Raw genomic sequence first — 22,868 nt, forward strand, 5'->3', positions numbered from 1 at the left:
CTACGCCCAGCACCCGGTTTGAACATGCGAGAGAACTGACGATCGAGCGCGTCGTGGAGGACGAGTTCGTGGGTTGGAACACCGACCGGCGGCCGCGATGTGGCACCAATCGCGCCAACATCCTCAAGCATCACCACCGAAGTGAGTTTAGTCGCCTGGCACGTTGACCGCCTCGGCGGGGGTCGCGGTCGGTCTCCCAGCGCCCAAAATGTCCAGATGGACACACCGTGGACATTTCGTCTGCGAAATGGACAACTTCAAAAAAAACCTACACCTATTGTAGGGATCGCTCAGAGATGTCCACACTGTCACGGCGGCGAGGGGCACCTGACGGCGAAATGTCCACCTCAGGGCACACGCCGCTCGACGGGACTTGTCCATGTCAGCCCAACGACAGCGGTGCCGACTCCCCTCGATCCGAGGGATGCCGTGCGCGGCGAAGTAACCGATCGCACGGTGGAGGAAGCCGGCGCAGGTGGCGCCCTTCTCGTCGGGCAACACCTCGGAGTACGCCAGCCGCGAGTGGTCGTCCACGACCGAGTGCACGTAGTCGTAGCCGATGACGATCTGCTTGCGCGTCCAAGACGAGCCCATCGCCCTGCCGTGCGCTTTCCAGCCGCCACCGTCGGGGATGCGGCCGAGCTTCTTCACGTCCATGTGCACCAGCTCGCCGGGGCGTTCCCGTTCGTAGCGGACCGCGGTGGTCTTGGACGCGCGGATCCGCTCCCCGGTCATCGGGTCCAGCTCGGCCAGGCGGGGCAGGCCGGCGCGGGCGATGATCCGCGACACTGTTCGGGCGGGCACTCCTGTCCGCGCGGCAAGCTCGTCACGCCCGAGCCGCTCCTTCGTGCGCAGCGCGACCACTTCAACCTCCCGATGGTGCGGGGTGCGGTTCGCGACCCGATGCGGACGCGACGACCGCTCACGCAACCCGCCCACGCCCTCCTCTCGGTAGCGGTCCAACCACCGCTTCACACAGCGGCGGGACACCCCCATAGCCGCGGCGATATGCGCCTGCTTCCACCCCGCACGGGCGCGTTCAACGATCAGCAGCCTGCCGCGCACGGTCAGGCGGGCATTAGCGTGGGACATCGAGGACCTCCGGTCAGTAGAGACGTCAGACATCTCCACTAAGCCCGGAGGTCCTCCCCGTTCGCAACATCCCCGCCGCCACCAACCTCATGGCCGGGTACATCTAGTCGCTCCGTCATTGGCCCAGAGTCCCACGCGACGTCCGTGCATCACGCGGCGTACTCGCGGGCGAACGCTCAAGAACGCACGTGCGCGTCTCACGCCTAATGACTATGCCTACCGACTTGCTTCCTTCAGCGAACCCGGCCACCGACTGGGCCGGCGCAACTCAGCGGCTGCTTACGTTTCCGAACAGGCGGGCTATGGGGGCGAGCACCAAGGGGCGCGCCGCCACCCACGCTGCTGCGATGAAGACGATGGAACCGGCGAAGAGCCAGAAGCCCGTCCAGTTCTCCGCGTACTGCGCGCCGTCCACGCTGCCTTGGGCGGCGTACATGTGGTTGAGGTTCCGTAGCGCACCGGTCGCGAACACGAGTGAAACGTGGACGACGATGAACACGACGAAGTACAGCATCACGGGGAAGTGCAGAGCACGCGACCATTCGATTCGATACGCCGTGCTGAGGCGCGTGGCGTTACGAGGCCAAAGGCTGCTCAAACGGAAGCCGGTCAGAGCCGCGAGGGGTGCGGCGATGAAGATCGTGGTGAAGTAGGCGATCTGCTGGAGTGAGTTGTAGTTGACCCAGCCGTTCTCGGTTGGCCAATCGAGCGAGACGTACTGCATGAGCGCCGACAACGCGTTCGGGAAGACCTCCCAGCTCGTCGGTACCACCCTCATCCACTGGCCTGTCACGAACAGCAGCACGATGAACACTGCACCGTTGATGAGCCAGAGCGCGTCGAGCGACTGATGGAACCACGCCGTTAGGCTGACCTTTCTCGTCTCGTCACGTCGCGGTGCCCAGTACGCCTCGGGCCGCTTTTCCGTGCGCACCCGGAGTCCCGACCGGATGATCAGCACCATCAGGAAGACGTTGAAGAAGTGCTGCCAGCCGAGCCATGCGGGGAAGCCCACGGGCGCCCTTTCGGGGAGGTGGTATTCGCCCGGGTAGGCGGCGAGGAAGTCCTGTCCGAACGGCATCGACAGCAGCACACGTACGAGGAGCACCGCCATCGCGGCGGCGAACAGAAGGCCGCCGCCGCCGACCGCGACGATGCCCAGCCACTGCCCGCGGGTGAAGGGGCCGAGCCGCTTCGGCTCCCGCGGCGGAGCGGGGCGGTGGGTCGCCGCGCGACCTGGCCAGACGGTGCGGGGCGCGGTCAGTGGCGGGCGCGGGCCGGATGCCACCGCCACCCCCGCCGCACCGATGGCGGCATCCGCGACGGTAGTGGGCGCGGGAAAGGTCTCGGGCGCCGGTTCTGCGATCGACGAGGAGGCTTGCCCCGCGACCGGCCCTGAGGGCTGGTGTTCCGCGGATGCTCCCGAAACGGTGCCCGATGGTGGCCACGAGTCATCGCCCGGCACGCGCGGCAGACCGCGCCGGAGAAGCAGCCGGCCGTCCGAGGCGGGCGTAGATACCGGCGTCGGCGGCGCTGACCGCGCGGACGCCGCTCTGGTGGCCCCGGAGCTAAGCGAGTCGGGCTCATGGGGAACGCTGACAACGACCACCCCAGTGGCGTCGTCGGCTGGCGCGGCGGCCGGCAGACGGGCATGTCCGGGAACGTCTGGCGCGAGGACTCCCGATGCCTTCGCAGGCGCAACGTCTGCGGGCGGCCAGGGGTCGTCGCCCGGGCGGCGCGGGAGTCCGCGGCGGAGCGTCGAGCCGTAGGTCGCCATCAGGAGTTCTTGGCCTCGAGGGCCGCGATCAGCTGCGGGACAACGGTGAACACGTCGCCGACGACCCCGAAGTCGGCGATCTCGAAGATGGGCGCGTCGCCGTCTTTGTTGATGGCGACGATGGTCTTGGCCGTCTGCATGCCGGCCTTGTGCTGGATCGCGCCGGAGATGCCCAGAGCCACGTACAGCTGCGGCGAGACGGACACACCCGTCTGTCCGACCTGGTGGGCGTGGGGGACGTACCCAGCGTCGACCGCTGCGCGGGAGGCGCCGACGGCGGCGCCCAGCGCGTCGGCGAGTTGCTCGACGAGCGCGAATTGCTCCGCCGAGCCGAGCCCGCGGCCACCGGCGACGACCCTGGTCGCACCGCGCAGCTCGGGTCGCGACGAGGCGACCGCGGTGGGGGCGAACGACTCGACCGTGGCGGCCGGGGCGCCGGATGCCGTGACGGTCAGCGCCTCGGTGCGCAGCTCCTGGGCGTCGGCGCGTGCCTCCACCGCGCCCTGGCGCACGGTGATGACGGGTGCGCCGAAGGTGGGGGCGGCGGTGACGGTGTAGGCGCCGCCGGACACCGAGTGCTCGGCCAACACGCCCTGGTCGTCGCGGGTCACGCCGACTGCGTCGACAGCCAACGCGAGAGACAGCCGCGCCGCGAGGCGGCCGGCGACGTCGCGGCCCTCGATCGAGTTCGAGATGAGCACGGCGTCGGGCTGCACGAGCGCGCAGGCGGATGCCATCGCGTCGACGAGGGGCACCGTCAGCTCCTGAGAGCCCCGCGGGGCGGTCAGCACCGTCGCGGCACCGAGCGCGGCGGCCTGCGGCGCGGCTCCCTCGTTATCGCCGACGACGACGGCGACGGGCGTGCCGACCGACGCGGCCGCGCCGAGGAGCCCGGCCGCGGAGGCGACGAGCGCACCGTCGGGCGTGGTGTCGAGGAGCACGAGGATCGAGTCCTCAGCGAAAGCGGTCATCGTCGTCTCCAGCAGTCTCGGTCAGGCCAGTCGGTTCTCGATGAGGAAAGCGGCGAGCTTCTCGCCCGCGTCGCCCTCGTCGCCGATCTTGACGCCGCCTTCGCGCGGCGGCTTCTCGCTGATCGCGGTCATGATCGTCTGCGGCGCGGCCGTCACGTCGACATCGACCCCGAGGTCTGCCAGCGACACCGTCTCGAACGGCTTCTTCTTGGCCGCCATGATGCCTTTGAAGTTCGGGAACCGGGCATCCGGAAGCGCCTCGGTGATCGAGATCACCGCCGGCAGTGCCGCGGTCACCTGGGCGGTGCCCGCGTCGGTCGCGCGCGTGCCCGACACCGCGGCCTCGGTGATCTCCACGGAGGCCAGCGCCGTCGCGTGGGCGACGCCGAGGTGCTCGGCGAGCATCGCAGGGATCACCCCGCCCGACCCATCGGTCGACACATTCCCGGTGATCACGAGGTCGAAGCCCACTCGACGCACCGCCGCGGCCAGCACCTTCGCCGTGACGCCCAGATCGGCACCGGCAAGCTGCTCATCCACCACCTGCACCGCAGAGCCGGCCCCCATCGCGAGCCCCTTCCGAACGGTCGCCGCGGCAGCCTCGGAAGCCATCGACACCACGACCACCTCAGTGCCCTCGTGCGCGTCGGCATACGACAGCGCCACCTCCAGGGCACGCTCGCCGATCTCATCGAGCACCCGCTCCGACGCCTCCCGATCGACCAGGCCGGTGTCGAGACTCAACTTGCGATCCCCATAGGTGTCGGGAACCTCTTTGACCAAGACGACGATCTTCAACATGCTCTCCCAGATGCTGTTCTCACTCCCGCGCGCACCGTCGCCACGAGTGGCCCGTTACGTCGACCAAATGCCACCCATCAACCTCGGGCGCGAAGTGCCTCCGGTTGGATGATCGAAATCTCCTCTGCCACGGCCCGCTGAGGACGTCCAATGGATCGCTCCGCTCCGCGGGCCACGCTCGCCGCACACCGCGCGGCTTCGACGCCGTCGAATCCCAGGGATGCAACGACCAGCGGCAGCGGTTGGCGCCGCAGACCAGTCCGAGAAAGCACAGGCGCACCGACTTCGAGCCAGTCGATGTGCACGAAGTCCGCCAGAACTCGGCCCGCAAGCCTGTGGACGGCTGCTTCGAAGGCTGCACGTTCGCCGATGACATGTGCCCAGAGCAGCCAGAGCTTACCGCGTCGCTGAGGGCTTGGGTCTGGCCCGGTGACAGCAGCACCCGTGAGCCCCGACAGGAACTGGCGCTCATCGATGATGAGGCGATCGGCCACGTCGGACCGAAGCCGGCTTCCGCTGCAGTCCCGTTTTCAAACCACAGTTCGACTATCCCGTCGACGTCGAAGAGTCGCGCGTCGACATCTTCCTCGTAGTGCACGACATGGTTTTGCCGATACGCGACCACACCCGGCAAGTCGCGAGCAATGTCGGCGTGAATCGTCGACCAGTGGCCCCTGAACTGCGCCGGCGTGAGGTCCGGGCGCCGAGTGAGATACGTGATTCGCTTGACCATCAGACCCCCGCCTCCAGAGACGAGCGAGCGCTGACATCGAGCGGCACATCGACCCGTTCGTCGGCGATGAACCAATCAAGCCCGCCAAGGAACGCTTCCTCGTGCGCGAACAGTTCGCGCGCCGCCGGCGACTCGAACGCGCGGGCGACGGCACCCACCGAATCGAACTGCAATTCGGCCATCCCGTCGAACGGCCAGGCCTTGCGATGATCGATGGCGGGGCTTTGGCGATAGCCGCGAATACCCGGCAACCGGCGCACATAAGCGGGGTGATCGTCACGCCAATGGCGCAGGAACTCTTCGCGCGACATTCCCGGCTTACGCCGGATGACGACGATGACGGTGACCATCAGACGGGAGTGACGGCCTGACGGCGCTGCACGGGCACCGCGTCGCGTTTTCTGTAGAGGCGCAGGCGGCTCGTGAGCTCGTTGCGCAGCTCGTCGGTCGCGACGACCGCTTCGACGGCGTTGGCGTCGGCGATCTTGAACACGTCGATCCCCTCCGCGTACTCGGCCTGCTTCTGCGCGACGAAGGCGGCGCGCTCCTGCGGGTCTTCGATCGCGTGGATCTGGTTGTAGTACACGCCGTTCACGGCGGCGTCCGGTCCCATCAGAGCGGGCCGGGCCGTGGGAAGGGCGATGATCGCGTCGGGATGCATGGGCGCTCCCGACATCGCGAGGTAGCCGCCGCCGTATGCCTTGCGCACGAGCACGGTGATGCGGGGCACGCGGCACTCCGAGACGGCGAAGATCATCTTGGCGCCGTGTCGGATGATGCCCTGGCGCTCCACGGCCGAGCCGATCATGTATCCGGCGATGTCGACGAGGAACAGGATCGGGATGTTGTAGGCGTTGCAGATCCAGATGAACCGGGCCGCTTTGTCGGACGAGTCGGGGAAGATCGTTCCGCCCATGTGCTTGGGCTGGTTGGCGACGAGGCCGACGGGCTGGCCGTTGATGCGCGCGAAGCCGGTAAGCATCTCGGGCGCGAAGAGCTCCTTGTAGGGGAAGTAGCTGCCCTCGTCGACGAGCGACTCGACGAACTCCTCCATGTCGAACACCTCCGCTTCGCGCAGCGGCACGATGTCGCTGAGCTTGCGCCCCTCGCGCGGCTCGGCGGCGGGGGCGACCGGAGCGGGCGTCTCCCAGTTGGCGGGGAGGAAGCTCAGCCACACACGGATGGCGTTGAGCGCTTCGATGTCGTCTTCGACGAGCACGTCGCCGAGTCCGGAGACGGTGCAGTGCATCTCGGCGCCGCCCATCTCCTCGAGGGTCACCTGTTCGCCGGTGACCATCTCGGCCAGGCGGGGGGAGCCCAGGTAAGCGGTGGCGTGGCCTCGCACCATGATCGTGAGGTCGCACAGGGCGGGCACGTACGCCGAGCCGGCGGGCGACGGCCCGAACAGCGCACACACCTGCGGGACGCGGCCCGAGATCTGCACCTGGTTGTAGAAGATGTTGCCCCACGCGTGGCGGCCCGCGAAGCTGTCGAGCTGCTCGTCGATACGAGCGCCGGCTGAGTCGAAGAGGTAGACGATCGGGATCCCGGCGGCAGTCGCGGTGTCCTGCGCGAACGTGATCTTCTCGAACGTGCGGTAGCCCCACGTTCCCGCCTTGACGCTGTAGTCGTTGGCGATGACGCACACCTGGCGCCCGTCGATGTCGCCGTAGGCGCATACGACGGCGTCGCCCGGCATCCCCTCGGAGAAGCGCGCCAGCAGTCCGTCTTCGACGTATTTGCCGTCGTCGAAAAGGTAGGCGAGCCGGTCGCGCACGAGCATCTTGCCCGAGGCGGTGATCTTGTCGCGGTTCTTCTGCGAGCCGCCCAGACGGGCGGCGGCGGTGACCTCGGCGTGAGTGTCGTGCACGGTGCGCTCGGCGGGAGCGGCGGTCTCCTCGGTGCTCGCGGCGGCGAGGTTCGTCATCATTGACCTCCATGTTCGAGGGTTGTTCTACTAACGAGCGTACGCTAGTTTAACCGTTGACGGAAGTGCGGCGATGACGCTTCGACTTTCGGCCGACAAGGAGAATGACTTCATGACAGAGCCGTTGCCCCGCGCCTGGAAGGGCGCCCCCGATCACTACTGGGAAGACCTCGTCGCCGGCGACGAGATCCGCACGAGCGGGATCACGGTCACCGAAGCGCACCTGGTGAGCTGGGCCGGACTCACGGGCGACATCGTCGAGTTCCACCTGAACGCCGCGTACGCCGAGCAGACGCCGTTCGGCGCGCGGATCGGCCATGGCCCACTCACGCTGTCGCTGTCGCTCGGCCTGCTCACCCAGACCGGATACACCCGCAACGTGGTCGCCTGGCTCGGACTCGACGAGGTGCGCGCCACGAAGCCCGTGCTCATCGGCGACTCGATCACGGTGACGGCCACCGTCGCCGAAGCGCGCCCCACCTCCAAGCCCGGGACCGGCGTGTGGACGCTCGCCTATACGACGCTCAACCAGAAGGGCGAGACGGTCATGACGTTCCGCTCCTCGTTCCTCGTCCGCCGCCGCCCCGAAGGAGAGTCCGCATGACCACCCTGAGTCGAATGACCACCCTTGCCCCGACCGCTTCGACGATCGCCGACCGCATCGTCAGCCGCAGCCGCGTGAGCGACATCGCCCTCGTCACGGCGGGCGTCGCGCTGGTCGCGCTGCTCGCACGGGTGGAGGTGCCCATGTGGCCCGTGCCGATCTCCGGTCAGACCCTCGCCGTGCTGCTCGTGGGCGCGACGCTCGGCGCCAAGCGCGCCGCGGCGAGCATGACCACGTACATGCTGGTCGGCCTCGCGGGAGCACCGGTGTTCGCCGGCGGCGCGGGTGGCCCGGCATACCTCTTGGCCCCGTCGTTCGGGTTCATCCTCGGATTCATCCCCGCCGCCGCCTTCATCGGGTGGCTCGCGCAGCGCACATGGGATCGCACGCCGCTCCTCGCCCTCGTCGGGTTTCTCGGCGCCAGCCTCATCCCCTTCGCCGTCGGAGTCCCCTATCTCGGCTTCATGCTCGCCCGCCTCGGCATGGCGCACGACCCGCTGACGCTGTGGACTGTCGGCGTCGCGCCGTTCCTCGTGGGCGGAGTGGTCAAGTGGCTCATCGCCGCGTCGGTGCTGCCCCTCGCGTGGCGCGGGGTTCGGGCGTGGGAGTCTCGCACGCGCGCCTGACCGCGCGAGTGGAGAAGGGCCGGCGACCGCAGGGTCGCCGGCCCTTCTCGTGTGCGAAGCAGCTCAGGAACGGGCGAGGCGGAGGTGGGCAAGGTGAGCCGCCGACTCGACGAGGGCCATGCGCTGCGACGGGACCTCGAAGCTCTCGAACGGACGCGACCACGTCAACTGGCGCGCGATGTCCCAGGCGGACGCGTCGGGGGTGCCGGCCGTCGCGGCAGCCACCTCGTCGAGGCGCTCCTCGATCCCCGCGGTGAGCTGCGCCAGACGAGCGTGGAGCCCCGAGAACCGGTATTCGTGGGCAGGGAGCACCTCGGCATCGGCGAACGGGAGGAGCGCCTCGAGCGAGCCGAGGTACTGCCCGAGCGGGTCGGGAGAGCCGAAGGGATTGAGGGCGACGTGGGGGGTGATGCGGGGCAGCACGTGATCGCCGCTGAAGAGCAGCTTCCGCTTCTCGTCGTACAGGCAGATATGGCCAGGACTGTGGCCCGGCGTCCACAGCACGCGCAGCCGCTCGCCCGGAACGGGCAGGAGGGCGCGGTCGCGCAATCGATGGGTGGGCTCGACATGCAGGCGCGTGAAGCGATAGTCCTCGACGGCGGCGAACGCCTCGGCACGATCCGCGGGTGCGCCGTGCGCACGGAAGCGCACGGCGGCCGCATCAGCGTGGAGCTGGTCGGAATCGAGCCGGTCGATCCACTGCTGCTCGTGCTCGCCGATGCCGATCCACGCACCGGTGCGCGCCGCGAGATCATCGGCGCCCTCCCAGTGATCGAAATGGTAGTGCGTCACGACGATTCCGCGGAGGGCATCGAGGGGCACGCCCGCCGCGGCGAAACCGGCGTCGAGAGCCGCCTCGGCTTCCGGCCCCGATGCGCCTGGGTCGATGAGCACAGCACCGGCGGCGACGTTGATCAAGTACGCGTAGGTGAAGCGGATGGGGAGGTCGAGCGGTACCGGGATCGCCCACACGTCCGGGCGCACGCGGTCGACAGGCGGCAACGCCCGCCGAGCCCAGGCTTCCGCCTGCGCCGCAGCCGTGGGCACCAGCTCGCGCATCGCGTTCATGCCTCGTCTGCGAGCTCCCGGGCGAGCGCCGCGTCGACCGAGGGAGCGATGGGGTCGCTGAAGGCCGCACCGCCGAGGTAGATGTGCCGGATCATCGGATCATCGCGGAGCGCCGACGCCACGCCTTCGAGCACGAACTCGCCGCCGTTGAGCAGGTAGCCGCGGTCGGCCAACTCCAGCGCGGCGTGCGCGTTCTGCTCAACCAGGACGATCGTGAGCCCGCGGTCTCGGCGCAGCTTGCCGAGCACCGCCATCACCTGCGCGGTCATCTGCGGCGACAGGCCGAGGCTCGGCTCGTCGAGGAGCATCACGGTCGGCTCGCTCATGTAGGCGCGCCCGACGGCAAGCATCTGCTGCTCACCGCCCGACAGCGTGCCCGCCAGCTGGTCCTTCCGCTCGAACAGGCGCGGGAAGTACCCGTACACCTCGTCCACGAGACGCTTGTGCTCGCGACGGTGAGTGTACCCACCGAGCTGCAGGTTGTCGGCGACGGAGAGCGTCGAGAACACTTGGCGACCCTCGGGAACGAGCACACACCCGGCGCGCACGACGCCGGCCTGCCGCATGCCACTCGTGTCGGCGCCGCCTACCGACACCGACCCCTTTCGGAGGCGGTGACTGCGGGCGATCACGTTGAGAAGGGTCGACTTGCCGGCGCCGTTGGGGCCGATGATCGTGACGATCTCGCCCTCGTCGACCGAGAACGACACGTCGCGGAGCACACGGGCACGCCCGTACGAGAAGCTCACATTCGAGACGTTGAGTGCAGCGGTCATCGCTTCCTCCGCTTGGTCGGGACGACCGTGACGTTGGCCGTCGTGATGGGCTCGTTCTCGTGCGAAACGCCGAGGTACGCGTCGATGACCGCCTGGTCGCCCTGCACCTCCTCGGGCGAGCCGACCCGCAGCGTCGCACCGAAGTTCAAGACATGCACCCGATCGGCGCTCGCCATGACGAACTCCATGTCGTGCTCGATCACAAGAACGGCAAGTCCCTCACGGCCGAGATCGCGAAGGAGCAGCATGAGGGCCGCCTTCTCCTGCTTGTTGAGGCCCGCGCAGGGCTCGTCGAGCAACAGCACGCGAGGGTTCGACACGAGCGCGCGGGCAATCTCAACCTGCTTCTGCTGACCGAGCGACAACGCCTTCGCGTCGCGGTGCGCGAGGTGGTCGAGTCCGAGGCGCTCCAGCACCCGGCCGGTCTCCTCGGCGAGACGTCGCTCCTCGTTGACCGAGCCGATCGTCGGCACCGACGAACGGAGCATCCCGACCGAGCCGCGCAGGTGCGCACCGACCTTGACGGTCGCCTCGACATCCATGCCCTCGAACAGGCACGGAGTCTGGAACGTCCGGGCCAGCCCGTGCCGTGCCACCTGATGCGCCCGCAGGCTCGTCGTGTCGGTATCGCCAATGCGCACCGTGCCGGAAGTGGGAGCGAGGTTACCCGAAAGCAAATTGACGAGCGTCGACTTCCCGGCACCGTTCGGGCCGATCACGGCGAGCACCTCACCGGCCCGGATGTGGAGCGAGACCTTGTTGACGGCCTTCACTCCGCCGAACCGCTTCACCAACTGGTCGGCGGAGAGCACCGTCTCGCCGAACTCACGGGTGGGCTCTGCAGCCTCCGCACGTCGCGCGGCCGCCATGTCTGTGGAGATACCGTCGGCCACCTCGGCCACTCTCGCGGGCGTTGCGGAGCCGTCGTTCCGACGGCGTGCGAGTGCGTGGAGCGCGGAGGAAATGGCGCCGACCAGGCCGTCGGGACGCACCACGAGGATGACCACAAGGAGGAGGCCGACGACGAGTTGCTGACCGGCGCCGACTGCGGCCGTGCCAAGGAGCCCGGGTAGCACGGCCTCGATCGCCAGCTGTAGTGCCTCGAGCACGATCGCTCCGACGATCGCGCCCCATGGGCTGCGCATGCCGCCGAGCACGGCGATCATGAGCACGTCGATCGCGGTTGCGAGACCGAACGGCGGCGGGTTCACGTACATCACCTGGTGTGCGTACAGCGAGCCGCCGATGGCGGAGATGACGGCCGAAGCGGTGAACACGCGCGCCTTCGACGACACGATGTTGATGCCAGCCGCGGCCGCAGCGGCCTCGTGCCCGCGGATGGCGAGCAACGCGCGACCCTCACGGCCGTTCCGCAGCATGAGCGCACCCCACAGCACCACGCCGACGATGACCCAGTTGAGGATCATGTGGCTCTGGCTGGTCGCGAATGAGAAGCCGAGTATTTCGAGCGGCTGGATGCCACCGAGCCCGGTTGATCCACCCGTGAACTCGGCGTTGTTGACCAGCAGGTAGAACACCTCGGTGAGGGCGAGCGTCGCCATTGCGAGGAAGTGACCACGTAGCCGGAAGAGTGGACGGGCCAGCAGGAACCCGACGAGTCCGGCCACCGCGGCGGCCACCACCATGGCGAGCAGCCCGTACCAACCGAACTTCACGGTCAGGAGCGTCGAGCCGTAGGCGCCGATGCCGTAGAAGGCGCCGACAGCGAGAGAGAACTGCCCGGCGTAACCGGTGACGAGCACCATGCCGAGGCCGAGGAGGGCGAGGATGCCCACCGAGGCGCCGAGCCCGGCGTAGTAGCCGTTGGTCGTCGAAGCGAAGACCACCACGACGGCGACCCACACGACGGCCGCGACGGCGTGCTTCCACGTGAGCACAGGACGGGTGCGGAGAGTCGATTCAGACACGATCGGCAGCCACCTTCCGGGTGAGGCCCTGAGGGCGGACGATGAGGAGCACGATCAGCAGGGCGAATACGACCGTCGGAGCCTGGGCCGCGTCGACGAATCGGGCGAACACCACCTCAACGAGTGCGACGAGTATGCCTCCTACGAGAGTGAGCCCCAGCTTGTCGAACCCTCCGAGGATCGCTGCGATGAAGCCCTTGAGCCCGAGGGCGACGCCCGCGCCAGCGGTGATGAACGACGTCGGCACCTGCGCGGCCAGCACACCGCCGGCGATCGCGCCGGAGAGCGCGAACGCGATCGTCGCCATGCCCGTGAGGCTGATGCCGACAATGCCCGCCGCGTAGGAGTTGACCGAGAAGGCGCTCAGCGCCTTCCCCGCCACCGTGCGGTCGAAGAAGAGGGCGAGCCCGACGTACCCGATCACCGCGATCGCGATGAGCCAGATCGACTGCTGCGGAATCGAGCCGCCGAAGATGTTGACCGCTGGGCCGTCGGTGACCGGCGCGAACTGGCGCGGGCCGGTGCCGAAGATCAACTGCAGCAACGACCGGATGACGATGCCGACACCGAGCGTGACGATCGTCTGCACCATGAGACTCTGGTGGCGCAGCGGATGGATGGTCAGGTGGTACATGATGACGCTCACGAGCCCGCCGACCAACGCTCCGACGAGGATCGCGGGGAGCGGAGGCATCACCGCCGAGGCCACGACAGCGCCAAAGGCGCCGGCGACCGCGATGTCACCCATGGCGAAGTTCACCATCCCGCTCAAGCGGTGCACGATGACGAACCCGATGCCGATGGCGCCGTACAGCGCACCCGTGGCTAGGGCGGTGAGAAGCAGTTGCATGGCTACATCCACCTGAAGCCTCCTTGATTCAGTGTTCCGCTCACGAGCCGTCTCGATAGCAAGATCGATATTGACATACAAACGACCGTTCGCTTAAATCAGGTTAGACGCCTCGTCGATGTACGTCAATGCAGGATCAGCTCCCGCAACGAACTCTCGACAGTGACGTTCAACGAGGAACTCACCACCAGGAAAGGCATTCACATGCGTCATCACCCGACACGCGGTCGCGGCCTCCGTCACACTGCCCTCGCCGCCGGCGCCCTCGCCGTGGCTCTCACGCTCGCCGCCTGCGCCGGCGGAGAGACCCCCGCCGGCAACGACGGCGAGGGCGACGCGACGCCCTACAAGATCGGTGTTCTCGTCGGCCTTACCGGCAGCTACGCCGCCCTCGGCGACCCCGAGCAGAAGGCCATCGAGCTCTACTTCGACGAGGTCAACGCCAACGGCGGCGTCGACGGCCACCCGGTCGAACTCGTCGTTCTCGACAGCGGCAGCACGGAAGGCACCGCGGTCAACCAGTTCCGCAAGCTTGCGATCGAGGAGAACGTCCACGCCATCCTCGGCCCGTCCTCCAGCGGCGAGTCGAGCGCTCTGCGCACGTTCGCCCGCGACCTCAAGGTGCCCACGATCGCCCTCGCCTCGTCGAGCGCCATCGTGCAGCCGGCAGAGGAAGCGACCCACATCTTCAAGCAATACACCGGCACGAACGAGTCGCTCATCGCGCAGCTGCAGTTCGCCGAGGACAACGGCTGGAAGAAGATCGGCCTCCTGTACGCCAACAACGGCTACGGACAGGACCCGGCCAACCGCATCAACGACGTCGCCAAGGACTTCGACGTGACGATCACGGGCTCCGAGGCGTTCGACGACACGTCGACCGACGTCACCGCACAGCTCGCCAAGCTCGGCGAGGCCGGCCCCGACGCCGTGCTCGTGTGGGCCACCAACCCGGCCAACGCGGTGGTCGCAAAGAGCGCCGAGTCGATCAACTTCGCCCCCGTTCTGTTCAACTCCCCCGGTGCCGGCTCCATCGCCTACATCGAGAACGCGGGAGCCGCCGCCAACGGCACCTATCTGCAGGGCTCGGTCGTGCTCGCCCCTTCGTCGCTTGAGGAGAGCAGCCCGCAGTACGCGATCACGAACCGACTCGTCGACGAGTTCCAGACCAAGTACTCGGAGATCGCCGGCCAGTACGCGGGTAACGGTTGGGACGGCGCGATCCTGCTGGAGAACGCCATCCTGAAGGCCGCCGACCACGACCCCTCCGACGTGCAGGCCACGCGCGACGCGATCCGCGACTCGCTGGAGACGAACACCGTCGACGTCGTCGGAGCCAACGCCATCTACACCTTCACGCCGGAGTTCCACGGCTCGACGTCGCTGGGCGGCCTCGCGGTGCTGAAGGTCACCGACGGCAAGTTCGAGGTCGTCAAGGAGTACTGAACCCCGTCCGACCCGATCGGACAGTCCGAAGGGGCCGGAGGCAGACACGCCTCCGGCCCCTTTCCGCACCCCCGCAAACCCCCCGCATAGGAGCAGAGACATGACCCGCCCCCTTCCCGACCCGGCCGATGTGCTGGCCGTGAGCGACCTGAAAGCCCGGTACTTCGAGTACCTCGACGCCAAGCGGTGGGACGAGATGACCGATGTCTTCGCGAGCGACGCCCGCTTCGAGGGCTTCGCGTTCGACGCCGACGGCCGCGACGACTTCATCGCCACCGTCGCCGCCTTCCTCGCCGATGTGCGCAGCCAGCACTTCGGATACATGCCGCGGTTCTCGCTCGTGCGCGAGGGCACGATCCGCGGCGTCTGGCGGATGCACGACTATCTCACCTGGACGCCCGACAGCCGCGTCTACAAGGGGATCGAGATCCCGGGCATGCACGGCATCCGCGCCTGGGGGTCGTATGAGGAGGAGTACGAGCTGCGCGACGGCCGCTGGTGGATCACGTTCTCGCGGCTCGTGCGCACGCGCATCGACCCGCTCGTCGGCTCGGCGCCCCTGCACCCCGACTACGACGTGATCGGCCCCGACCCCGGCTGGCTCGAAGGCTGAGGCGCTACTCCGGACGCGGTCGGCGGGCTCCGCTCACGCCGACCGCGACCCCCACGAGCACCACGACCGCACCGGCGATCTGGTTGAGCGAGATCGGCTCGTGCAGCACGAGGATGCCCAGCGCGACGCCCACGAGCGTCGTCAGGTAGGTGACCATCGACGCCGACGCCGCGCCCCACGTGTCGATGATGCGGAAGCTCCAGATGTACGCGACGCCGGTGGCGAAGATGCCGCTGAGGACCAGCGCGGTGCCCACGCTCGCGTCCCACGCGATCGGCGGCGGCGCGGTGAACGGCAGCACGATCGTGAGCGCGAGGGCGCACACCAGCATCTGGCCCATGGCCATGCCGATCGGGTCGATGCCGAGGGGTGTGATGGCCTTGCGCGTGTACGAGAAGGCGAAGCCGAGCCCCAGCACCGCGATGATGCACGCCACCTGTCCCCACACGTCGAACGCCGACGAGTCGAGCTGCCAGGGCGCCATCACCACGAGGATGCCGAGCGCCCCCAGCCCGATCGCGACCAGCTTGCGCGCGCCGAGCCGCTCCTGACGCGTCGCCACGATCGTGACGAGCGCCGTGGCCACCGGCACCGCGGCGTTGTAGATGCTCGAGAGCCCGCTCGGGATGCGCTGGCCCGCCCACGCGTAGAACAGGAACGGCAGGGCGCACCCGACGATGCCGAGGGTCGCGATGCGCCGCCAGGCGACCACCCCGCGCGGCCACCGTCGCCGCAGGATCAGCATCGCCGCCGCCAGCGACACCGCCGCCAGTGCCGTGCGCAGGAGCACGAACTGCACGGGTGTCATGCCGGCGACCGCGAGCCTGATGAAGAGGAACCCCGCTCCCCAGACGATCCCCGTCAGGACGAACGCGACGAGGGTCCCCCCGTCGACGCGGCCCTTCACGGACGATCGAAGAGCTGGAAGTAGCGGGTCGCTCCGCCGTCGATCAGGAGGTCGGCGCCGTTGATGTTGCGGGCGTCGTCGCTCATGAGGAACAGGGCGAGTCCGCCGATCTCGTCGGGGTTGACGATCTGCTCGGTGGGCACCTTGCGCGGCACCTGGTCGCGCACCTGCTGGATGACCATCGGGGTGTCGACGACGCCCGGGCAGATGGAGTTGACCGTCACGCCCGTGCCCCAGAAATCGATGACGAGCGAGCGGGTGAGGTTCGACAGCCCCGCCTTCGACGCGGAGTAGCTCGGGTACGGGTAACCGGTGACGCCCGCGATGGAGGAGATGTTGATGATGCGCCCCCATCCCTTGCGCACGAGCTCGGGGGCGAAGGTCTGGATCATCCGGAACGGCCCCACGAGGTTGATGTCGAGGGTGCGCTCGAACGAGTGCGCGTCGTGATCGGCGAGGTACTTGCGGTCGAGGATGCCGGCCGCGTTCACCAGCACGTCGATGTCGCCGGCACGCTCATGCACCGCGTCGGCCAGCGCGCTCACGGAATCGGCGTCGGCCACATCGACGGCGAACGCCTCCGCCCGTCCACCCGCGGCGCGGACGGCCTCGGCGGCCGACTCCGCCGCCTCGAGCGACAGGTCGGCGCACAGCACCGTGTGCCCTGCGGCGGCGAGCCGTGCGTTGATGCCGCGGCACATGCCGCCGGCGGCACCGGTGACGAGCACCGTGCGGGTCGGTGAGCCGTGGGACATGAGGCCTCCTTGCTTTGTCGTCGTGCGCGCTCAGTACGAGCGCGGCAGGACGAGGTGGTGCTCGGCGATGAAGTTGGTCATCATCTCGTCGGTGAGCGGTGCGAACGTGTAGAGCCGCGCGTCGCGCCAGAAGCGCTGCATCGGGTACTCGCGGCTGAGCCCCGAGCCGCCCATCGCGCGCATCCCGTTCTCGGTCGCGGTCGTCGCCGCCTCCGATGCGGCGAGCTTGGCCATCGCCGAGAGCGTCTCGGCCGCGCCTCCGGCGTCGGCCACGCGGGCCGCGCGCTGGAGCAGTCCGCGAGCGGCCTCGATCTTCACCGCCTCGTCGACGAGGCGGTGCTGCAGCACCTGGAACCCGCCGATCGGACGGCCGAAGGCCTCGCGGCCGCGGACGTAGTCGAGAGCGGCGTCGTGCGCCCCCCGCGCGATGCCGAGGGCGACGGCCGCCGCGTTGAGCCGCTCGCCGTTGAGGGTTCCGATCACCTGCCGGAATCCGCGGTCGACGTCGCCGAGCACGGCGTCGTCACCCAGCACGACGTCGGCGAAGCCCACCTCGCAGGTCGACAGACCGTGGATGGCGACCGTGTCCATCTCGTTGACGGTGATGCCGGGGGCGTCGGCCGGCACGAGGAACATCGTGATGCCGCCGACCGCCGAGCCCTCGATGGGCGACGTGCGCGCCAGCACGATGAAGAAGCCGCAGTCGGTGGCTCCTGAGATCCACATCTTGGCGCCGTTGAGGGTCCAGCCGCCGTCGGCGTTGCGGGTCGCCCGCGTCTTCATCGCGCGCGCCACGTCGGTGCCGCCGCCGGGCTCGGTGAGGGCGAACGCCGCCCGGTGCGCACCCTCGAAGAGCGGCCCGAGGAAGCGGTCGCGCTGCGCCGGCGTCCCGTGCTGGGTGAGGAGGGTGACGGCCATGTACTGCACGACGAACGACACGGCGGTCGACGTGGCGGTCGCGCCGAGCTCTTCGAGCACGATCGCCTGGCTCTCGTGCGAGGCGGGCGTGCCGTCGAGGTCGCCCTCGAGCTGCACCAGGCCGCTCTCGGCGAGGGCCGCGTAGAGCTCCTCGTCGAACGCCTCGTTCTCGTCGGTCTCACTCAGTCGCTGGGGGGTCGCGAGCTGTTCGAGGATGCTGCGGACCATCGACCGCAGGTCGGCCTGGTCGTCGGTCTGGTCGAAAGGCAGAGGGCTGTACTCTCGCATGTCGTTCTCCCGCAGTGGATCTGGTGGTCGGACGGCCGGTCAGGCCGTCGGCTCGGGCTGGTCGCGGCGCTTCATGAGGGCTGTGCGGCGCACGACGCACACGAGCTCGTCGCGCTGGTTGTAGGCACGGTGCTCGATGCCCACGATGCCGGTGGTGGGGCGCGACGCCGACACCCGGGTGTCGAGCGCCTCGGTCTCGACGCGAAGCGTGTCGCCGATGAAGACGGCCTTGGGGAACTCGATCTCCCGGAAGCCGAGGTTGCCGAGGGTCGTTCCCAGCGTCGTCTCCTGCACCGGGATGCCCACCGTCACGCCGAGCGTGAACACGCTGTTGACGATCCGCTGGCCGTACATGCTGGCAGCGGCGAACTCGCTGTCGAGGTGCAGGGGCTGCACGTTCATGGTGAGCGTCGTGAACAGCAGGTTGTCGGTCTCGGTGACGGTGCGCGTGACAGCGTGCGTGATGACCTCGCCGACGACGAAATCCTCGTAGTACATGGACATGGGGGTCTCCTGTTCAGCCGGCCTGCGAGACCGGGACTCCGGCGCGCTCGAGGAGCGCGCGTGCGTTGGTGGCGTGGGCGAGGTCGATGTGCTCGCCTTCGAAGCTGACCGCTCCGTGACCGGCGTGCACGCCGTCGTCGAAGGCGGCGATGAGGCGGCGGAGGTAGTCGGCGCGCTCGTCCGACAGACCGTATTCGTCGTTGACGACGGCCGCATGGGTCGGGTGGATGAGCACCTGGCCGGTGTATCCGAGTCCGGCGTTGTCGCGGGCGAACGAGCGCAGACCGTCGAGGTCGTGCACGTCCTGCCACAGTCCGAGCACGATCATCTCCAGCCCGGCTGCCCGGGCAGCGACAACGATGCGGCTGCGCAGATAGAGGGTCTCGAGCCCTTCGGCCGTCCAGCGGAAGCCGACGGACCGGGCGACGTCGGCGTCCTTCGCGGCGGCGGCCATCACGCCGCCCACGCGGGGACCCGCCACGATGTCATCCACCCGTACGATCGACTCGGCCGTCTCGAACGACGGCACCACCTCGATCGTGCCGCGCGGCACGCCGTTGCGCAGCTCGCCGGCGGCGATGACGGCGTCGAACGCCACGACGTCGTCGCGCGTGCGGAGCATCGGGAGCAGGAACCCGGTGAGCCCGGGCACGGCCACCGCCAGTGCGTCCTCTCCGAAATGCGGGGTGTCCAGGCCGTTGATGCGCACGAGGATCCGCTTGTCGCCACGATGGGCGAGGATCGCCTCGCGCGCGTTCTGCCGCGCGGCGCCCTTCTCCTCCTCGGGCACGGCGTCTTCCAGATCGATGATGATCGCATCGGCCGGTGAGGCGAGCGCCTTGCCGATCCAGTCGGCCTTGTGCCCGGGAACGAACAGCACGGAGCGGAGCGCGTGCATATCAGGCGACGGCCTTCTCGAACTCCGCCAACAGCGTGCCCGACGGTGTCGACTGCCCCACCTCGGCGTGGACGGCGGCGATCACGCCGTCTTGCGTCGCCTGGATCGGGTTCTCCATCTTCATGGCCTCCAGCACGAACAGCACCGTGCCGGCCGCGACCTCGTCGCCCGGCGCCACGTTGACCTTCACGATCGTGCCCTGCATCGGCGCCTTGACCGTGCCGTCGCCCGCCTTCTTCTTGGCGCGCCCCCCGGAGCGCTTCGCTCCGCTCGGGCGCCCGCCGGCGTCGGTTGCCGCGGGTGACCCGGGCACCGCGGACGCTGCCGCCGAGCCCGTCACCACGCCTTCGGGGAAGAACGGGATGCGATACCAGCGGCCGCCCACCTCCACCTCGAAGCGGCCGCCGTCGGCGTCGGGCTCGTCGTCGAACTCGGGGAACTCCACCGACGACTCGAGCCACAGTGTGTTGATCTCCATGCGGCGGAACGCCTCGATCCCCAGGAGGTGGGCCGCCGCGGGGGCGGTGGTCGCGATCCCGTCGACGCGCAGCTCCGCGAGCCCTGCGCGGAGCCGGTCGATCGCCTCCTCCCGTGTGGGCGCCGCTGCGATGAGCTTGCCGACGAGACTGTCGTAGAGCGGCAGCACCTCGTCGCCGGACTCGTAGCCCGCGTCCCAGCGGAGCCCGTCACCTGACGGAGCCGTGAGCTCGTCGATCGGTCCGGGCGAGGGGAGGAAGCGCCCGCCCGAGGCGTCTTCGGCGTTGATGCGCGCCTCGATCGCCGCGCCGATGATGCGCACGTCATCCTGCGTGATGCCGAGCGGCTCACCGGCGGCCACACGCAGCTGGAGCGCGACGAGGTCGAGGCCCGTGACGGCCTCGGTGACCGGGTGCTCGACCTGGATGCGCGTGTTCATCTCCAGGAAGTAGAAGTCGTCGCCCTCCACGAGGTACTCGACGGTTCCCGCGCCGCGGTAGTCGACCTTGCGCGCCAGGCGCACCGCCGACTCGCCCATGCGGCGTCGGAGGTCATCGCTCAGGCCGGGCGCGGGGGCCTCCTCGATGAGCTTCTGGTGGCGCCGCTGCACGGAGCAGTCGCGGTCGCCGAGGTACACGGCGTTGCCGTGGCTGTCGCCGAACACCTGCACCTCGACGTGGCGGGCGTTCACGAGGTAGCGCTCGCAATAGACCTGCCCGTTGCCGAAGGCGGCCGTCGCCTCGCGCACCGCCGCCGCGAACGCGTCGGCGGCCTCCTCGGCGGAGCGGATCTCGCGCATGCCGCGTCCGCCGCCGCCGTACGACGCCTTCACGAGCACGGGGTAGCCGAAGCGGCCGCCGAAGGCGATCACCTCGTCGGCCGTGTGCACCGGACCGTCCGAACCGGGCGCCAGCGGGACATCTGCGGCGACGGCGACGGCACGGGCCGACACCTTCTCGCCCATTGCGGTGATCGCCGCGGCCGACGGGCCGATGAACACGAGCCCGGCATCCGTCACCGCCTGCGCGAACGCGGCGTTCTCGGCCAGGAAGCCGTAGCCGGGGTGCACCGCCTGCGCACCCGTCGCGCGGGCCGCCTCGACGATCTTCGCGATGTTGAGGTAATTCTCGCTCGCCGGTCCCGGCCCCAGGTCGACCGCCTCGTCGGCGACGCGCACGTGGAGAGCGCCGGCGTCGGCCTCCGAGTGCACCGCGACGGTGGCGATGCCGAGGTCGCGGGCGGTGCGGACGACGCGCGCGGCGATCTCTCCGCGGTTGGCGACCAGGATCTTGTCGAACATGGGGTTACTCCTCGATGCGGTAGTGGGTCAGCCCCAGCCGAGCTGCTGCTTGAGACGTTCCTTGACGAGCTTTCCCGCGCCCGAACGGGGCAGGTCGGCCGCGTCGAGGAACGCGAACTGCTTGGGGACCTTGTAACCGGCCAGGTGCTCGCGCACGTGAGCTGAGAGCTCGATGGCGTCGGCGTGCTGGCCGTCGCGGAACGAGACGACGGCGCGCACCTCTTCGCCCCACTCCTCGTTGTCGACGCCGACGACGGCGGCTTCAAGCACGGCCGGATGCAGGTAGAGCACCTGCTCGATCTCGACGCAGTAGACGTTCTCGCCGCCGGTCTTGATCATCTCCTTCAGCCGGTCCTTGAAGAAGTAGTAGCCGCGCTCGTCGCGCGTGGCGAGGTCTCCCGTGTGGAGCCACCCGTCGACGATCGTCGCGGCGGTCGCCTCGGGCCGCCGGTGGTAGCCGGTCATGATGCTTGGGCCTGCGACGCAGATCTCGCCCAGCTCGCCGGGCTCGACCTCGCGGTTCTCCCCGTCGAGGCTCAGAAGCTTCGACTCGACGAGTGTGTACTCCTGGCCGATCGAACCGTCGACCGAGGGGTCGAGGATATCGTCGTGGTGCAGGCGCGTGACCATGGGGCCAGCTTCACTGAGGCCGTAGCGGAAGAAGAGCCGCGCCTCGGGCATCGTCTCGACGAATTCGAGCTTGTTCGGCATGCGGAGAAGCCCCGCGCCGGTGTGGAGCGCCTTGAAGTGACGCTGCACCTCGGCGGCCGAGAAGGCACCCGCCTGCATGAGCCGACGCATCATGTTCGGGATCATGAAGCTGTTGGTCGCCCGCTCGCGGCCCACCCACTCGACGAAGTCGTCTTCGCTGAACTTGTCGACGAGCACCGTTGTCTTTCCGGCGACGAAGTGGGTGACGAGCCACGTGAGCAGGCCTGCCGAGTGGAACATCGGCGTGACGAGGAGGCCGCGTTCCTCAGGCAGGGCGCCGATCCCCAGGTCGAGGTACTCGTTGAGCGCGTTGGCGGTGCCCGCCCGGTGCGACAGAACGACGGCCTTCGACGTGCCGGTGCTCCCACCCGTGTAGATCAGGCACAGCCCGTCCTCCGGGGTGAGGTCGTCGACGTACGGCCCGTCGCCGATGCGCAGGCGGCTGACCTCGTCCTGCTCGATGATCCTGGGCAGGGCGACCGTGTCGCGACGGGCGGCGATCAGCGCGAGCGCGTCGGTGAGAAGGGGCAGGAAGCGATCTTCGACGATGACGATTGCCGTCGCGCTCTCCCGGATGCCGTCGGCGAGCTCTTCCGCCGCCCAGCGCCAGTTGTACGCCGTGTAGACGCCGCCTGAGACGGCGACTCCGAGGAAGACCTCGGCGTTGAACACCGTGTTGCCGCCCAGGACGCCCACGGTGTCTCCCGTGCTGACGCCGGCCTCGCGCAAGCCACGGGCGAGAGACCAGGCGCGCGCGGCGGCGTCGCCGAACGTCACGCGGCCGTCGACTCCGACGAACGCCTCTCGCCCGGGATGCCGTGCTGCGTTCAGCCGCGTCCAGTCTCCGATGGTTCGCATCTTTGCTTCTCCATGTCGTCAAACAAACGTACGAGCGTTT

The 22,868-nt window shown here is 68.8% G+C and carries 21 protein-coding genes and 2 pseudogenes; 4 read left to right on the forward strand and 19 right to left on the reverse strand.

Annotated features, from left to right (window positions below):
* Positions 1-384: 384 nt before the first annotated feature.
* The 8 genes and pseudogenes from AADH62_RS03160 to AADH62_RS03190 all read right to left on the reverse strand — a co-directional run.
* Positions 385-1,092: pseudogene (locus AADH62_RS03160) on the reverse strand (helix-turn-helix domain-containing protein); the annotation flags it as partial.
* 268 nt (positions 1,093-1,360) lie between these two features.
* Complete coding sequence (locus AADH62_RS03165; RefSeq protein WP_341578230.1) at positions 1,361-2,869, reverse strand: cytochrome b/b6 domain-containing protein; 1,509 nt, start codon at positions 2,867-2,869, stop codon at positions 1,361-1,363.
* Positions 2,869-3,840, reverse strand: coding sequence for an electron transfer flavoprotein subunit alpha/FixB family protein (locus AADH62_RS03170; protein ID WP_341578231.1), 972 nt, complete (start codon positions 3,838-3,840; stop codon positions 2,869-2,871). Before AADH62_RS03170 ends, AADH62_RS03165 begins: the two co-directional genes overlap by 1 nt.
* A 21-nt stretch (positions 3,841-3,861) precedes the next feature.
* Positions 3,862-4,638, reverse strand: coding sequence for an electron transfer flavoprotein subunit beta/FixA family protein (locus AADH62_RS03175; RefSeq protein ID WP_341578282.1), 777 nt, complete (start codon positions 4,636-4,638; stop codon positions 3,862-3,864).
* 80 nt (positions 4,639-4,718) lie between these two features.
* Positions 4,719-5,135: a hypothetical protein gene (locus AADH62_RS03180; protein WP_341578232.1), complete on the reverse strand. Its 417-nt coding sequence runs from the start codon at positions 5,133-5,135 to the stop codon at positions 4,719-4,721.
* Positions 5,136-5,155: 20 nt separating this feature from the next.
* Positions 5,156-5,374 (reverse strand): annotated as a pseudogene (locus AADH62_RS14555) (EthD domain-containing protein); the annotation flags it as partial.
* Positions 5,374-5,724: an EthD family reductase gene (locus AADH62_RS03185; RefSeq protein WP_341578233.1), complete on the reverse strand. Its 351-nt coding sequence runs from the start codon at positions 5,722-5,724 to the stop codon at positions 5,374-5,376. The gene AADH62_RS03185 and the pseudogene AADH62_RS14555, both read right to left, overlap by 1 nt.
* On the reverse strand, positions 5,724-7,301 hold the full coding sequence (locus AADH62_RS03190; RefSeq protein ID WP_341578234.1) for an acyl-CoA carboxylase subunit beta: 1,578 nt from the start codon (positions 7,299-7,301) through the stop codon (positions 5,724-5,726). The genes AADH62_RS03185 and AADH62_RS03190 overlap by 1 nt, the downstream gene beginning before the upstream one ends.
* Positions 7,302-7,413: 112 nt before the next feature.
* Between AADH62_RS03190 and AADH62_RS03195 the strand changes: the two genes are divergently transcribed.
* Positions 7,414-7,905, forward strand: a complete 492-nt coding sequence (locus AADH62_RS03195) for a MaoC family dehydratase (protein WP_341578235.1) — start codon at positions 7,414-7,416, stop codon at positions 7,903-7,905.
* On the forward strand, positions 7,902-8,531 hold the full coding sequence (locus AADH62_RS03200; RefSeq protein ID WP_341578236.1) for a biotin transporter BioY: 630 nt from the start codon (positions 7,902-7,904) through the stop codon (positions 8,529-8,531). The genes AADH62_RS03195 and AADH62_RS03200 overlap by 4 nt, the downstream gene beginning before the upstream one ends.
* Positions 8,532-8,594: 63 nt before the next feature.
* On the opposite strand, the gene AADH62_RS03205 is transcribed toward AADH62_RS03200, so the two are convergent.
* Genes AADH62_RS03205 through AADH62_RS03220 form a run of 4 tightly spaced genes read right to left on the reverse strand, consistent with a single transcriptional unit; the run spans position 8,595 to position 13,153 of the window.
* Positions 8,595-9,599, reverse strand: coding sequence for an MBL fold metallo-hydrolase (locus AADH62_RS03205; RefSeq protein ID WP_341578237.1), 1,005 nt, complete (start codon positions 9,597-9,599; stop codon positions 8,595-8,597).
* A complete protein-coding gene (locus tag AADH62_RS03210; RefSeq protein ID WP_341578238.1) occupies positions 9,596-10,375 on the reverse strand; it encodes an ABC transporter ATP-binding protein in 780 nt (259 codons plus the stop codon). The genes AADH62_RS03205 and AADH62_RS03210 overlap by 4 nt, the downstream gene beginning before the upstream one ends.
* Positions 10,372-12,303, reverse strand: coding sequence for a branched-chain amino acid ABC transporter ATP-binding protein/permease (locus AADH62_RS03215; protein WP_341578239.1), 1,932 nt, complete (start codon positions 12,301-12,303; stop codon positions 10,372-10,374). Before AADH62_RS03215 ends, AADH62_RS03210 begins: the two co-directional genes overlap by 4 nt.
* The gene (locus tag AADH62_RS03220) at positions 12,296-13,153 is read right to left on the reverse strand and encodes a branched-chain amino acid ABC transporter permease (RefSeq protein WP_341578240.1); all 858 of its coding nucleotides are present in this window, start codon (positions 13,151-13,153) and stop codon (positions 12,296-12,298) included. The genes AADH62_RS03215 and AADH62_RS03220 overlap by 8 nt, the downstream gene beginning before the upstream one ends.
* Before the next feature lie 204 nt (positions 13,154-13,357).
* Between AADH62_RS03220 and AADH62_RS03225 the strand changes: the two genes are divergently transcribed.
* Together AADH62_RS03225 and AADH62_RS03230 are read left to right on the forward strand one after the other, a co-directional pair.
* Positions 13,358-14,599, forward strand: coding sequence for an ABC transporter substrate-binding protein (locus AADH62_RS03225; protein ID WP_341578241.1), 1,242 nt, complete (start codon positions 13,358-13,360; stop codon positions 14,597-14,599).
* A gap of 100 nt (positions 14,600-14,699) precedes the next feature.
* Positions 14,700-15,212 carry a nuclear transport factor 2 family protein gene (locus tag AADH62_RS03230; RefSeq protein WP_341578242.1) on the forward strand — a complete coding sequence of 171 codons (513 nt, stop codon included), beginning with the start codon at positions 14,700-14,702 and terminating at the stop codon, positions 15,210-15,212.
* Positions 15,213-15,216: 4 nt separating this feature from the next.
* Here the strand turns inward: AADH62_RS03230 and AADH62_RS03235 are convergent, their stop codons facing one another.
* The 7 genes from AADH62_RS03235 to AADH62_RS03265 are packed head-to-tail and all read right to left on the reverse strand — an operon-like array spanning position 15,217 to position 22,828.
* Complete coding sequence (locus AADH62_RS03235) at positions 15,217-16,119, reverse strand: DMT family transporter (RefSeq protein ID WP_341578243.1); 903 nt, start codon at positions 16,117-16,119, stop codon at positions 15,217-15,219.
* Positions 16,116-16,874 (reverse strand): SDR family oxidoreductase, encoded by a 759-nt coding sequence (locus AADH62_RS03240; RefSeq protein ID WP_341578244.1) that lies wholly within the window; start codon positions 16,872-16,874, stop codon positions 16,116-16,118. Before AADH62_RS03240 ends, AADH62_RS03235 begins: the two co-directional genes overlap by 4 nt.
* Before the next feature lie 30 nt (positions 16,875-16,904).
* Complete coding sequence (locus tag AADH62_RS03245) at positions 16,905-18,080, reverse strand: acyl-CoA dehydrogenase family protein (RefSeq protein WP_341578245.1); 1,176 nt, start codon at positions 18,078-18,080, stop codon at positions 16,905-16,907.
* Between the two features lie 39 nt (positions 18,081-18,119).
* Complete coding sequence (locus AADH62_RS03250; protein WP_341578246.1) at positions 18,120-18,584, reverse strand: MaoC family dehydratase; 465 nt, start codon at positions 18,582-18,584, stop codon at positions 18,120-18,122.
* Between the two features lie 13 nt (positions 18,585-18,597).
* Positions 18,598-19,482 carry a CoA ester lyase gene (locus AADH62_RS03255; RefSeq protein WP_341578247.1) on the reverse strand — a complete coding sequence of 295 codons (885 nt, stop codon included), beginning with the start codon at positions 19,480-19,482 and terminating at the stop codon, positions 18,598-18,600.
* Between the two features lies 1 nt (position 19,483).
* A complete protein-coding gene (locus AADH62_RS03260) occupies positions 19,484-21,259 on the reverse strand; it encodes an acetyl-CoA carboxylase biotin carboxylase subunit (RefSeq protein ID WP_341578248.1) in 1,776 nt (591 codons plus the stop codon).
* 27 nt (positions 21,260-21,286) lie between these two features.
* Positions 21,287-22,828 (reverse strand): class I adenylate-forming enzyme family protein, encoded by a 1,542-nt coding sequence (locus AADH62_RS03265; protein ID WP_341578249.1) that lies wholly within the window; start codon positions 22,826-22,828, stop codon positions 21,287-21,289.
* Positions 22,829-22,868 lie beyond the last annotated feature (40 nt).

Source organism: Microbacterium schleiferi (assembly GCF_038150145.1).
Lineage (GTDB): Bacteria > Actinomycetota > Actinomycetes > Actinomycetales > Microbacteriaceae > Microbacterium > Microbacterium schleiferi_B.

Excerpts from the sequence above, each read along its gene's own strand:
- AADH62_RS03165 (WP_341578230.1), bottom strand. The coding sequence starts at position 2,869 with ATGGCGACCTACGGCTCGACGCTCCGCCGCGGACTCCCGCGCCGCCCG.
- AADH62_RS03170 (WP_341578231.1), bottom strand. The coding sequence starts at position 3,840 with ATGACCGCTTTCGCTGAGGACTCGATCCTCGTGCTCCTCGACACCACG.
- AADH62_RS03185 (WP_341578233.1), bottom strand. The coding sequence starts at position 5,724 with ATGGTCACCGTCATCGTCGTCATCCGGCGTAAGCCGGGAATGTCGCGC.
- AADH62_RS03190 (WP_341578234.1), bottom strand. The coding sequence starts at position 7,301 with ATGACGAACCTCGCCGCCGCGAGCACCGAGGAGACCGCCGCTCCCGCC.
- AADH62_RS03195 (WP_341578235.1), top strand. The coding sequence starts at position 7,414 with ATGACAGAGCCGTTGCCCCGCGCCTGGAAGGGCGCCCCCGATCACTAC.
- AADH62_RS03200 (WP_341578236.1), top strand. The coding sequence starts at position 7,902 with ATGACCACCCTGAGTCGAATGACCACCCTTGCCCCGACCGCTTCGACG.
- AADH62_RS03205 (WP_341578237.1), bottom strand. The coding sequence starts at position 9,599 with ATGAACGCGATGCGCGAGCTGGTGCCCACGGCTGCGGCGCAGGCGGAA.
- AADH62_RS03210 (WP_341578238.1), bottom strand. The coding sequence starts at position 10,375 with ATGACCGCTGCACTCAACGTCTCGAATGTGAGCTTCTCGTACGGGCGT.
- AADH62_RS03220 (WP_341578240.1), bottom strand. The coding sequence starts at position 13,153 with ATGCAACTGCTTCTCACCGCCCTAGCCACGGGTGCGCTGTACGGCGCC.
- AADH62_RS03225 (WP_341578241.1), top strand. The coding sequence starts at position 13,358 with ATGCGTCATCACCCGACACGCGGTCGCGGCCTCCGTCACACTGCCCTC.
- AADH62_RS03230 (WP_341578242.1), top strand. The coding sequence starts at position 14,700 with ATGACCCGCCCCCTTCCCGACCCGGCCGATGTGCTGGCCGTGAGCGAC.
- AADH62_RS03240 (WP_341578244.1), bottom strand. The coding sequence starts at position 16,874 with ATGTCCCACGGCTCACCGACCCGCACGGTGCTCGTCACCGGTGCCGCC.
- AADH62_RS03245 (WP_341578245.1), bottom strand. The coding sequence starts at position 18,080 with ATGCGAGAGTACAGCCCTCTGCCTTTCGACCAGACCGACGACCAGGCC.
- AADH62_RS03250 (WP_341578246.1), bottom strand. The coding sequence starts at position 18,584 with ATGTCCATGTACTACGAGGATTTCGTCGTCGGCGAGGTCATCACGCAC.
- AADH62_RS03255 (WP_341578247.1), bottom strand. The coding sequence starts at position 19,482 with ATGCACGCGCTCCGCTCCGTGCTGTTCGTTCCCGGGCACAAGGCCGAC.
- AADH62_RS03260 (WP_341578248.1), bottom strand. The coding sequence starts at position 21,259 with ATGTTCGACAAGATCCTGGTCGCCAACCGCGGAGAGATCGCCGCGCGC.
- AADH62_RS03265 (WP_341578249.1), bottom strand. The coding sequence starts at position 22,828 with ATGCGAACCATCGGAGACTGGACGCGGCTGAACGCAGCACGGCATCCC.